General features: G+C 38.4%; 14 protein-coding genes and 1 pseudogene. 7 read left to right on the plus strand and 8 right to left on the minus strand.

Annotation, left to right across the window (positions count from 1 at the left end; translation table 11 throughout):
- Position 1: 1 nt before the first annotated feature.
- From RF53_RS17560 to RF53_RS17575, 4 genes are read right to left on the minus strand one after another with little or no spacing between them, the layout of a single operon-like run.
- Positions 2-463, minus strand: coding sequence for a response regulator (locus tag RF53_RS17560; RefSeq protein WP_008126515.1), 462 nt, complete (start codon positions 461-463; stop codon positions 2-4).
- Positions 464-1,948 carry a sensor histidine kinase gene (locus tag RF53_RS17565; RefSeq protein ID WP_096801178.1) on the minus strand — a complete coding sequence of 495 codons (1,485 nt, stop codon included), beginning with the start codon at positions 1,946-1,948 and terminating at the stop codon, positions 464-466.
- A 34-nt stretch (positions 1,949-1,982) separates the two neighbouring features.
- Positions 1,983-2,192, minus strand: coding sequence for a hypothetical protein (locus RF53_RS17570; protein ID WP_006793673.1), 210 nt, complete (start codon positions 2,190-2,192; stop codon positions 1,983-1,985).
- Positions 2,193-2,205: 13 nt separating this feature from the next.
- The gene (locus RF53_RS17575) at positions 2,206-3,549 is read right to left on the minus strand and encodes a sigma-54-dependent transcriptional regulator (RefSeq protein WP_006793674.1); all 1,344 of its coding nucleotides are present in this window, start codon (positions 3,547-3,549) and stop codon (positions 2,206-2,208) included.
- Between the two features lie 222 nt (positions 3,550-3,771).
- Here RF53_RS17575 and RF53_RS17580 point away from each other — a divergent pair, with 222 nt between their 5' ends.
- The 4 genes from RF53_RS17580 to RF53_RS17595 all read left to right on the plus strand — a co-directional run bounded on the left by RF53_RS17580 (position 3,772) and on the right by RF53_RS17595 (position 7,043).
- Complete coding sequence (locus RF53_RS17580) at positions 3,772-4,287, plus strand: NUDIX hydrolase (protein ID WP_039038421.1); 516 nt, start codon at positions 3,772-3,774, stop codon at positions 4,285-4,287.
- A gap of 215 nt (positions 4,288-4,502) precedes the next feature.
- Positions 4,503-5,882 carry an NAD-dependent succinate-semialdehyde dehydrogenase gene (locus tag RF53_RS17585; protein WP_039038422.1) on the plus strand — a complete coding sequence of 460 codons (1,380 nt, stop codon included), beginning with the start codon at positions 4,503-4,505 and terminating at the stop codon, positions 5,880-5,882.
- A gap of 278 nt (positions 5,883-6,160) precedes the next feature.
- The gene (locus RF53_RS17590; RefSeq protein WP_006793677.1) at positions 6,161-6,349 is read left to right on the plus strand and encodes a hypothetical protein; all 189 of its coding nucleotides are present in this window, start codon (positions 6,161-6,163) and stop codon (positions 6,347-6,349) included.
- A gap of 376 nt (positions 6,350-6,725) precedes the next feature.
- The gene (locus RF53_RS17595; RefSeq protein ID WP_039038423.1) at positions 6,726-7,043 is read left to right on the plus strand and encodes a hypothetical protein; all 318 of its coding nucleotides are present in this window, start codon (positions 6,726-6,728) and stop codon (positions 7,041-7,043) included.
- Between the two features lie 367 nt (positions 7,044-7,410).
- Here RF53_RS17595 and RF53_RS17600 read toward each other — a convergent pair whose 3' ends face one another.
- Complete coding sequence (locus RF53_RS17600) at positions 7,411-8,436, minus strand: IS110 family transposase (RefSeq protein ID WP_039038424.1); 1,026 nt, start codon at positions 8,434-8,436, stop codon at positions 7,411-7,413.
- 122 nt (positions 8,437-8,558) lie between these two features.
- Here RF53_RS17600 and RF53_RS17605 point away from each other — a divergent pair, with 122 nt between their 5' ends.
- Together RF53_RS17605 and RF53_RS19330 are read left to right on the plus strand one after the other, a co-directional pair.
- Complete coding sequence (locus tag RF53_RS17605; protein ID WP_138740807.1) at positions 8,559-8,999, plus strand: hypothetical protein; 441 nt, start codon at positions 8,559-8,561, stop codon at positions 8,997-8,999.
- 80 nt (positions 9,000-9,079) lie between these two features.
- A pseudogene (locus RF53_RS19330) lies at positions 9,080-9,236 on the plus strand (transposase); the annotation flags it as partial.
- A 27-nt stretch (positions 9,237-9,263) separates the two neighbouring features.
- Here the strand turns inward: RF53_RS19330 and RF53_RS17610 are convergent.
- The 3 genes from RF53_RS17610 to RF53_RS17620 all read right to left on the minus strand — a co-directional run bounded on the left by RF53_RS17610 (position 9,264) and on the right by RF53_RS17620 (position 11,059).
- The gene (locus tag RF53_RS17610; protein WP_039038426.1) at positions 9,264-10,340 is read right to left on the minus strand and encodes an endonuclease/exonuclease/phosphatase family protein; all 1,077 of its coding nucleotides are present in this window, start codon (positions 10,338-10,340) and stop codon (positions 9,264-9,266) included.
- Positions 10,341-10,363: 23 nt separating this feature from the next.
- Positions 10,364-10,729, minus strand: coding sequence for a hypothetical protein (locus tag RF53_RS17615; RefSeq protein ID WP_039038427.1), 366 nt, complete (start codon positions 10,727-10,729; stop codon positions 10,364-10,366).
- 81 nt (positions 10,730-10,810) lie between these two features.
- On the minus strand, positions 10,811-11,059 hold the full coding sequence (locus RF53_RS17620; protein WP_039038428.1) for a TIGR03643 family protein: 249 nt from the start codon (positions 11,057-11,059) through the stop codon (positions 10,811-10,813).
- A gap of 120 nt (positions 11,060-11,179) precedes the next feature.
- Between RF53_RS17620 and RF53_RS17625 the strand changes: the two genes are divergently transcribed.
- Positions 11,180-11,863, plus strand: a complete 684-nt coding sequence (locus RF53_RS17625; protein WP_039038429.1) for a transporter substrate-binding domain-containing protein — start codon at positions 11,180-11,182, stop codon at positions 11,861-11,863.
- Positions 11,864-11,873: the final 10 nt, after the last annotated feature.

Consider the following 11,873-nt stretch of genomic DNA (forward strand, 5'->3'; position numbering starts at 1 on the left):
ATTAATCGTTAAACGTACTTGGCAACTCTACAAACTCAACCCAATATTTCCCAAGGGTTTTCATCAAATCAACTAAGCCATCAAAAGTAACAGGCTTAGTAATGTAAGAAGCTGCACCTAAGTTATACCCTTTAACCATATCTTCTTCTTGTTTCGATGTGGTTAAAATAACAACTGGAATCCCTTTTAAATTTGGGTTTGCTTTAATCGCCTCTAACGCCTCGCGGCCATCCATTCTTGGCATGTTCAAATCAAGTAAAATTAGCCCAGGACGCGGCGATACTTCTTTATCAGCAAACTTTCCTTTGCGCTCCAAATACTCAAGTAATTCAACACCATCTTCTACAAAGTGCAGCTCGTTAAGTACTCGGCTTTCAGCAAGTGCATCTTGCGTTAATAAACGATCATCTTCGTCGTCATCTGCCATTAAAATAGTAATTGGTTTAACTTTTGTGTAGGGCATTTAAGCCTCTCCTTGCAAAGTGAAAAGCGCAGCTTCCACTGGTAGTTTTATAATGAAGGTTGCACCTTCACCGTCTTTACTTTGAGCTGTAATAGTACCGCCATGGCGCTCTGCAATCCGTCTGCACACAGAAAGACCAATACCTGTTCCTTTATACTGTGAGCGACCATGCAAACGCTGAAACGGTACAAATATTTTATCAGCATAGTCTTGAGAGAACCCTATGCCATTATCCTTTATGGTAATTACTTGAAAGCTTAATTCCGCATTGTGATCTTCATTAAAAATAGCCTCATGTTCGTAACTAATTTTTATATGCGGACTCACATCTGGACGTCTAAACTTAACCGCATTTGAGAGTAAGTTTAAAAAAAGTTGCTGCATTTGGCTTTTATCTGCTTGAATAACAGGCAACTCTGCCACTTCAATTTGTGCATCTGACTCTTTTATTGCAATCTCTAAGTCGCTAAGAATATCGTCAACTACTTCATTTAAGTTAGTATCATCAAAGTCTTTACCACGCGTAGTAACACGCGAAAACTCTAACAAGTCGTTAATTAAGTTCGACATTCGCTGTGCGGCGTTTTTCATACGGCCAATATAATCTAAGCCTTTTTCGCCTAAATCATCTTTGAACATGGTTTCTAACCGGTCACTAAATGCTTGAATTTTACGAAGAGGTTCCTGCAAATCATGGCTTGCCACAAAAGCAAACTCTTCCAACTCCCGGTTACTTCTGCTTAACTCGTCTGAATACAAGGTTAGCTCTTGCGTGCGTTCAGATACTTTACTAGCCAATGTTTCGTTTTGTTTCTCAAGGTCAAATCGATATTGAGCGGCATTTCTGAGGTTTAAGCGTGTCATTACAAACATGCCTATAATCAGTATTGCACTAGTAATAGCGGTAATCGCAAACGTAATTTTGGCCTCGTTTTTGATTTGAGCAAGCTTTGAAAAATGGCTCACTTTAAACAGTAGTTCGCGGTCTTGAATATCATTAACGCGTTCACGAATTTGCTTGTAAAGCTCTCGGCCGTTGTGGGTATTTAAAATAGCTAAAGCACGGCGCTCTTTGTCATCAAGCGCTAAGTTAACTGTTTTTTTAAGCTCTTTAATTTTACTTTGTACTAAAACAAGCAGCTGGGCTATTCGTTCAGACTGACCATCAATTTCCGAATGCAGTGATTTAACATGGTCTGTTTGTGCTTCTAACTGGCCAATTGCATCGAAGTAAGGTGTAAGGTAATCATCTTCTTCCGTTAATAAATAGCCACGCTGCCCAGACTCGGCCTGTACAATAGATAAATGCAATTGCTCTATTGCCGAACTTAGCATGCTAGTGTTGTCTAAGCTTTTTTGTGTTTGGGTTAACCCTTGAATTGTATTTAATGCCAAAAATGCATTACCCACAATAATAGATAACACCACAACTATAAAAGCCGCCCACGTAACATTCGCTTTACCTTGTTGTTTTTGCATGCTTATTTAGTTTCCTGTTTGCGCATAAAACACGCTTTCATCATTGTGAATCAACAATTTTTTGTAAGCTTTCACTGCATTGTTGGCAATTGCTAATAATTTTATTTAGTGCCTCGAGTGCCTTTTCTTTTGGCATATCGTTTTCAAGTACTAGCTTAATTAGTTCAGCATTCATTGAAATACGATTTAAAGGGGCTCTTGCGTCATGAACTAATTTATTAAGCGGCTCCGGTTGATTGTTCTGTGTCATGTTACCTCTCAACTTATTTATACTCGCCAATACCACCGTAAGCATTAAGGCGGTTATAAAGTGTTTTAGTGCTTATACCTAGCATTTGTGCGGCAAGTGTTTTATTCCCTTGTACCTTGTCGAGCGTTGCATGAATGAGCTCTTTTTCAACTTCTTCTATGGTTTGTCCAGCCGACACTGCGTTATCAGCACTTTGATTATTTACACGTGAAAATGGCGACTCTAGATTATCTGGAAGTGTCACTTCGCCTGATTTAGGGTCACTCATGATAAAAGCGCGGTGAATAGCATGGCGAATTTCGCGCACATTGCCCGGCCACTCATAACTTTGTAGCTCTTTAAGCTGTGCAGCAGTCCAACTAAATGCGGTGCCATTCTCATCGTTTAGCTGATCTAAAAATGCTTTTGCTAACAATGGAATATCGTCTTTTCGATCTCTTAAAGGCGGTATATCAATAGGAAACACTGCGAGTCTAAAGTAAATATCTTCACGAATAACGTTGTTTTGAGCCAAGTCTTCTAACGTTCGGTTAGTTGCAGAGATTACTCGACAATTGGTTGGAATTTCTTTATTGCCCCCTACACGCGTTACTTTTTTAGTCTCAAGAACACGCAATAAATTAGGCTGCATATCAATTGGCATTTCGGTTACTTCATCTAAAAACAAAGTACCGTCGTTTGATTGCTCAAATACCCCTTCTTTACGCGCAATTGCACCTGTAAATGCGCCTTTTTCATGGCCAAATAATTCACTGCCAATTAGCTCTTTCGAAAGTGCACCACAGTTACTAGCCACTAATGGGCCTTCGCACTGGCTTGCATTGTGTATCGCCTGAGCCACAACTTCTTTACCTGCGCCACTTTCGCCCATTAACATGACATTGGCATTTGTTTTGGCTACTCGCTCAATCATATTGTACAGTTTGTGCATTGGCTCTGACTCGCCAATTAAGCTGCCAAAATGACGCGTAATACCACTGGTTTTTGCCTTTTTAACGGCTACTTTTTTAGGGCCATTTAAAACAAGCTCTAAATCTTCGCGTTGAAGGGGTTTTAGAAGGTGCCCAATATTAGGCTCACACATATCAGCCAATATTCCCTTCACTGAAGGATGGCCCGATATGAGTGTAATTTTTGGAGACTGGCCAATTATTTTTAAATGGTCAAGCAAATGAAGTCCACTTCCATCAGGTAACATGAAATCAAGTAACACATGATCAAAGGTGTTATTTTCAAACCATTGGTGTGCTTCTTTTAAACTGGTTGCGGTGCTTATATTGTGGCCGAGGAATTCGACTATGTGGCAAACAACGTCACTAAATTCAACGTCATCATCTACTAAAAGTATGTTTAACATGATAAATCCCTGTTCTTTTTTTTTATTCTACGCACCCTAAGAACTAATTTAAAGGTGCGTATTGAGCTAATCTTTTAAAATAACTTAAATGATTTATTGTCCTATTATATCAACCCTCTATTTACGTAAGCTGAAAGCATAACGATCACAATAAAAACAATTTTTATTTGCAAGTAACACTTATACAGCTGATATACTCGTATGTTAATAAAAGGAGATGAAATGCAGCAATTAAAAACCTTAATCCACTCTGGTATTAATTTAAACCAAGGCACTCATTTCACACGCATTACCGCTCGTGCCATTGTAATAAAAAACAATAAAATATTACTTATGTACACAAATCGTTATGAAGATTATAGCCTACCAGGCGGTGGCGTAGATGAGGGCGAAAGCATTGAACAAGGCTTAATTCGTGAGTTGAGCGAAGAAACCGGCGCTAAAAATATTACTGTGGTTAAAGATTTTGGTCTCTACGAAGAGTATCGCCCTTGGTATAAAAACGACTTTGATATTATTCATATTAAATCGTATTGCTACGTGTGTAATATTGCCGATGAATTTGGCAAAGCAAAATTAGAGCACTACGAACAGCAAAATGGCATGACCGCAAAGTGGGTTAATATAAACAATGCAATTGCACATAACGAACGCACATTAGCCAATAGTGAAAAACAAGGCCTTTCTATTTTACGAGAAACCTACCTGCTCAAACAAATTGCACAAACGCTATTTTAAAGCCAAGTATAATTTATTAATCAGTTTGTAAATTTTGCACTAACCAGTACTTTTTACTTTATCTAATTTACAAAATTATAAATTAAAAAAGTAAAACAAGACTTTAAAAATAAAATAACCAATAACAATCAATAATTTAAAGCAAAATCATTCGTGCGATTATATTGGCCTTTGATTTGCACCTATCTGCTTACATAAATTGTAAGGAGATAGGAATGAGCAATACAGTTAAAACGATTAATCCGGCAACTGAGCAAACCATCGATACCTACACGCTACTTTCTCAACATGAGGCTGAGCAAATAATCGAAAAATCTCACGAAACATATTTAAAGTGGCGTTTAACGTCATTTAGCGAACGCGCAAAACATTTAAATGCCCTAGCAACACTTTTTGAAGAACAAAAAGAAGCCATTGCTAAATTAATGACCGAAGAAATGGGTAAAGTGTATGAGCAAGGCTTTCAAGAAGTTGAACTATGTGCCGGAATTTGTCGTTATACTGCTGAAAACGGCCCACAAGTTTTAGCGGATGAAGAACGAGACATGGACGGTGGCCGCGCCATTATTAGTTACCAACCTACGGGCGTTTTATTAGGCATTCAACCTTGGAACTTCCCGCTTTATCAAGTTATTCGCTACAGCGTAGCTAACATTATGGCCGGTAACACGACCGTGCTTAAGCACGCAGGTAACGTTTTTGGCATGGCTGAAAAAATCGAAGCCCTATTTAAACAAGCCGGTTTCCCGGAGCATTGCTTTAGCAATTTACTTATTGATGGTAAAACAGCAAGCAGCCTAATTGCCCACAAAGCAATTAGCGGTGTAACCTTTACAGGCAGTGATGGTACGGGTAAAAAAGTAGCCGAAGAAGCCGGTAAACACGTTAAAAAAACAGTACTGGAGCTTGGCAGTAACGATGCTTACTTAGTACTGGATGATGCCGATTTAGAACTTGCCGTTAAAACCTGTGTAACAGGACGTATGATCAACAACGGTGAAACCTGTGTATCAGCAAAACGTTTTGTTGTAGTTGAGTCACTTTACGATGACTTTAAAGCACAAATTAAAGAACAATTTGAAGCGTTAAAAATGGGCGACCCCATGGCCGATGACACAGACCTTGGCCCAATGGCACGTGAAGATTTACGCGACGGTATTCATGACCAAGTCATGCAATCGGTTAAAGCAGGTGCAAATATTGTAACGGGTGGTGAAATTCCATCGCAAACGGGTTACTACTACCCGCCTACAATTCTCGATAACTTATCGCCGGGTATGCCCGCATACGACGACGAATTATTTGGCCCTGTCGCTTCACTTATTAAAGCAAAAGACAACGACGATGCTATGCGCATTGCCAACGACTCTCGCTATGGTTTAGGCGGTGGTATTTTTTCAAAAGATGAGAAAAAAGCCATCGAACTGGCTAAAAATCACTTTGATACCGGTATGATCAACATTAACGGTTACGGACTTGCACAGCCTAATCTACCGTTTGGTGGTGTTAAAGAAAGTGGCTACGGCCGAGAGCACGGTGGCTTTGGTATGCGCGAATTTGTGAATATTAAAAGTATTATGATTGCCAACGCATAATACAATGCAACATACCTGTTATTGAATAAAATAGTAGCAATAAATATTAAGCCTAAAAGCGAACTGCCGCTTTTAGGCTTTTTTATGCTTAACAAATAAAAGCTCGCTAAGCGCTAATAATCAAAAATAGTTTAGCAAACATACACTGTTACAAATTTAGGGTTTTAAGCCAGCTTAATGGCTGCTAACTTATTTACTACTTATTAAATATTTCATAAAAAGCTGAATGCCTTAACAGCAAAAGTCTCAATAAAGTGCAGCAGCATAAAGGATTAAACATGAATAAAACGATAAAAAAATTAGTCGTTATTGCAGCGGTAGCATTATCAGCAGGTGCTTTAGCACAAACCTACAATGCATATAACCACAAAAAAATGGCTGCAATTGAATGCGGTGGTGAACAAAACATAAAAAGCGTTACAAGTAAAAAGTTTGAATGCATTGAGCAAGCTAGAAAAACACTATAAATGCGACAAAATCAGAGCTTAAAAATCAGATAAAAACCCAAGGGTTGACCAAAAAGGCAACGATGAATTCACAATGCAAAGCAACCTTGACCTAGGTGAGCGCTAGTTTGGGAATAATAAGAGGAGACTTTCCTTTTTTCTACATGCTTAAATAACCTACATTAAGCATAATATTTATAGCTGGCAATAAGTTACACTATTTGCTAATAATAGAAACTCATAAAATAAGGACCTTTTTACGCAAATATGGGAAAAGTGCCCTTTGATTAAATTGTTAGGAGTACTGATGAGGCTGCATATTTTTCTACTATCGTTTCTAATGTCAGCTACGGTATTTGCAGTTGATAAAAGTAAATATGCACCAGAGTAATTGTTCGTGATCGGTACTGAGTTATTTAAAGAAGAAAGAAAGGAATTTAATCCTAATTTGGGACTTGAGTTTCTATTAGAATCAGCGAAGTTTAAATACGAATTAGCTCCTTTTGGTTTATGTGTTTCGTTATCAACTGAAAAACCAATACTAGACTTACAAGAAGCTTATGCTTGGTGTTATGTCGCCGAAAAGATAGGAAATAAATACTCAAATATGGCTTCTCAAAGAAGCGATGAAATTTTGGGTAAAATCCTTATAGATAGTGGTGTTTCAGCAGTCGATAAAGCTAAAGCACTTGCTGTTTCTAGATATCAGGAGTAAGTACTCCTAACAAAGCATTAAAGCAGGAAAATTTACAGTTGGCTGTTTTCACTGCGTTCAACATTTTAGCCAACTATAAATTTCCTCTTAATGAGGCTACATGGACTCCCCTTTGTCAAGCAATAGCATCTCTGACAACAAGAAGATCTGACAGCAGCTCTACATTCGGCGTTTATTAGCTTTGTTACGCTATCGCTCTGGTGATTTGCGCTTGAGCAATGCCTCATTCATTAAACAGAGTATTAATTAATAATCTCTTCCCGATTAAACAGGCTTTTTTGCTCTCGGTCTGACCGTGTTATCGTCAATTGCTAATGCACAGACTCGGTGGGGTTAACCTTTTGGTTTACCTTACTACTTTAAAAAATCATTTCACATAGTCAGCCTGATACTCTTTTTCTGAGTGTAATAGAGCCCATATTAGACGGACATTTTTAGCGGCCAGCGCAACAGTGGCACGTTTGAACCCTCGTCGTTCAATAAGGTCTTTTATCCACATACTCGTACGGTCGGTTTTGTTTTTACAGTTAGCAATAACAGCTCTTGCGCCATGAATAAGTGAAGTGCGGATATGTTTTTCACCGCGTTTGCTAATTCGCCCTAGGTGCGCTTTTCCGCCTGTTGAATATTGCCGCGGAACTAAACCAATCCATGCAGCAAATGATCTGCTGCTATTAAAATGCTTAGCGTGATTAACGGTCGCTACAACAGCTGTTGCTGTAATTTCACCAATACCAGAAATACTCATTAAACGTTTGGCATCTTTCATTTGTTTGGCTAACGCATAAAGTTTTCTATCGTATTTGAGTATTTCTTCATTCAGGGTTTTAATATTGAGCCATAAGTCATTAAGTAACTCTCTGGCAAGAAATGGAAGATTATTCTGGGCATCTTCCAGTATTTCAGAAATCGCTTTTTGTGCTGGGTAGCGACCTTTAGGCATGATAATGCCAAACTCAGCAAGCAATCCCCGTAATCGATTAATACGTGCAGTTCTGTCTTTTATAGCGCCTTGCCTAATGCGATGTAAACATAAAACGGCTTGTTGCTCTTCACTTTTGATACTGACAAAGCGTGTTTTAGGTCTGGTAGCGGCCTCACAAATAGCCTCTGCATCATTCGCGTCATTCTTTTCATTTTGACGATAGGGGATAACAAACTTAGATGCCATAATACGAACATCGTGACCAAGTTTGGTAAACTCTCTCGCCCAGTAATGCGCGCCAGAGCAAGCTTCCATGCCAATTATACACGGTGGTAATTTAGCTATTTCAGCTAATAGGTTGTTTCGTTTAACAGTTTTGCGAAATTTGCACTTGTCATGCTCATCAATAGCGTGAATACTAAACACTAACTTGGCTAAATCAATGCCAACAGCTTTAATTACAGACATATGGACTCGTCATATTTGAAGCTTATAATCAACTTCACTATGGCACATTGGTAAAAATGTGCTGAGTGGGGAGTCCATATCATTCGTTATGAGTTAGTCAGATTTCAATGGAGATTTTAAGTTTGAACGGAACTATTAATTTTTACTCTTTGCTAGCAATAATTTTTGCCTTTAATATTCTTGCAGGGTGCAAGTCTACAGATACAAAATCTAAAGATTGGAATATCGAAATGGGCGATTGTCAGTCTAGGATACATCCTACCAAAACCAATCCAACTGCTGACTATAAAGCTTGTTCTTTTAACTTTAATAAAGTCAAAGATGAAGTTAACACATGTATGCTTGATCAAGGTTGGTCTGAAATGCATGTAATATCATGTAATAAAACGAATAAGTTTTATTCGAGTGAACAGATTAATGGTTGTCTAAATTCTTCAAATGAAAACAATAAAATAAACCATGAAAAAATGAACTATTGTCTGGCTAAATTTGAAGAATACGAAGTAGACTCAGAGAAAACTAAAGCTACAATTAAGGAAATTCTGGATGAGCGTACGAATTAGCTCATAACAAGCTGTTAAACAAGGACAATGCTCCTCACCCGATTTAGTGGACACCTCCTCATCACTTTGAGGAGGCTAAAATGCCCAGATATACCCAATCTAGAAAGACATGTTTACCCCGTTAATTTCAAAATCAAAGCAGTCGAGCTAAGCTTACGAGACGATGTCATGTCAAAAGACGTTGCCGAGGCGCTAGATATTCATACGTTAATGCTTAGTCGTTGGCGCTTCGCTTATCCGACCTACACAAGCTAATAACAATTACTATTTTTCAAATCTGGGGACTTTTCGCTTATCGGCTTTGCTCATGGTAAGTTCTGCAACTTCCTCTTGCTTTAACTCGTCGGGTTTGTCCTCTAATGACTGCTGACTAGCATTTTCATAAGAAAGCTCGGTAAGCAGCGCAAAGTGGTCTGAGCCATATTTGGCTAAGCGCTCAATACGCTTAACCTTAAAACCTTGGCTATGAAATAGGTGGTCGAGCGGCCAGCGCATAAAAAAGTAACCCGCGTGGAATGTGTTATAAAAGCCGCGACCTTTACGGGGATCTAAAAAGCCACTTATTTGCATAAATAATCGCGTACTGCGCGACCATGCTACATCATTTAAATCGCCCGCTACGATTGTTGGACGAGTTGGGTTTTTAACTGCTTTGGCAACCATTATTAGTTCTGAGTCGCGTGGGCGCGATGAATCTTCTTCAGTTGGGCTTGGTGGTGCTGGGTGAATAAAGTGCCCTTGCATTTCAAGGCCTTCGTCGTTTTCAAATAAAATATGAATTGAAGGAATATCATCTTCAATGAGCTCACATATTTGCGCATCGAGTAATTTAAATTTGCTGTATAAGTGCATGCCATAGCGATTGTCTTTAGGGCATTCAATATAATGAGGGTAGTTTTTTTTAAGCACCGATAGCTTTTCTTCCCACCAGCTATCGCTTTCAAGTGTAATAAGTAAGTCAGGTTTATGCTGATTCACCAACGCTATTAGTTGCTCACTATTGTGGTTTGACATAAGCACATTAGCCGACATTATTCTTATACTGTGCTCGCTGTTTTTGCTCGCGCTTTGTACTTCTTTTTTTGCAAGCCAAGTATAAGGAAAGATCCACTTACCTTGTAAAACCATAATAATTACAGATGCGAGCGTAATATAAATATAGTGCGTATCACTATTTAGCCACAACAAAAATAGTGAACTAGCAAATATAAAACCAGCAATATATAACACTTGCAAACGAACAAAATCGCAACTTCTAACCAAGTAGTGCTGGCTGTATGACATGGGTAGTAAAGTTACCAGTAAAAAAAAGCCAGTAGTTACAGCCAACAATGTAAGCATTACTTAAATCCCTTTAAATTAATTTAGCGACTCAAAATTGATAAGATTTCTCGTGTATCGTGTACTAAGTGGATAATATTACGGTCGATTTCGATACTTACAGTACCATTATTTCTCGAACGTTCAACAACCCTACCACGTTTGTATATATCAACCTCTAGAATATCACCAGTATGGTAACGCTTATTTTTACCTGGCGGAGTCCACCCTGCACGAAGTAGCTGCTTTTTCTCTTTTTTAGAAAGAGAGTTATGATCATGATGCTTGTGCTTTTTATGGCCAACCTTTTTACCTTGGTGCTGGCCATGATTGTTTTTGTTTGGGTTAGCTTGTGCCCCAACAGATGACAGCGCAAGTGTGATGAGTGTGGCATAAATAGCTGCTTTCATAAGTATCTCCAGTGCTAAAAGTCATCTAAGACTAACAAGCTAGGATGAACATCAAATGAAATAGCGCTTAAATTTACGGTGTTAACGGTGTTTGTACTGAGTTTTACAATGACTGCGCATAATAGCGGGATCGCGTAACTTTAAGTGCTTAGTTTTACGCCCTGCGTGGCGCTTACGCCACACTTTAAAGCTCCCTTTAGAGATGTGCTCTCGCATAAAAACGACGAGCTGAGGGTATTTTAATCCGTATAGTTGTTCAATAGCCTCGAAGGGCGTTCTATCTTCCCACGCCATTTCTATAATGCGTGATTGCTGCTCTGCGTCAAACATGGTGTGTTCCAAAAAATTAAATTTATACGCGACTTAAAAGCGCGTAGATCATCAATTTCATCACTCACTTTAAAATTAAAAAATAGCTTATATACTTAAAAGAAAATGGATTTGATAGTCATGCGTTTTATTTTATTAATCTTCGCTTTAGTGGCGTCATCGTTAGCACTTGCCGAGTCAGGTAAAACATTACGCTGCGTTACAACTCACTACCCGCCTTATACTATTTTTGATGAGCAAAAAAACACATTTACGGGTTCAGACATTGATCTGATAAATTACTTAAATCAAAGCTTAGGCTTAAACATTAAAGTAATACACTTACCTTGGGCACGCGTAAAAAAAGAAATGACCCTTAACTATTACGACTGTTATTTCTCTTTAGCAACAAATACCCTACGTGAAAAGCATTTAGAGTTTACTCAGCACCCTACACATGTGACCAAATTTGGATTATTTGCTTTAGATAAAAGTACCCTAAATAACAAAGACTTTTCTAGCACTAGAATAGCTATGCTCCGAGGCGTTGCCTTACCTAATGAAATAGCTGATAAATACAATATATTGCCTAAAAATATAATGCATACACTTTCAACGTCAGATTCTTTCAAGTTATTAGAAAAAAAGCGTGTTGATTTTATAATCACTAATTATCAAGCTGGGCTTTGGTTTGCAAAAAACAGTGTCGGCATTCACGCTCGTCAGTTCCATGAATCCAGCTTACCTGTTTATATTGCATTTAAGCCGGGTGTAGTCGATATAAATTTAATTGATAAGCAAATAAAGCAATATTACGAACAATAATTTACGGTTA

The sequence above is a fragment of the Pseudoalteromonas sp. ECSMB14103 genome, from assembly GCF_000813065.1.
Classification (GTDB): domain Bacteria; phylum Pseudomonadota; class Gammaproteobacteria; order Enterobacterales; family Alteromonadaceae; genus Pseudoalteromonas; species Pseudoalteromonas marina.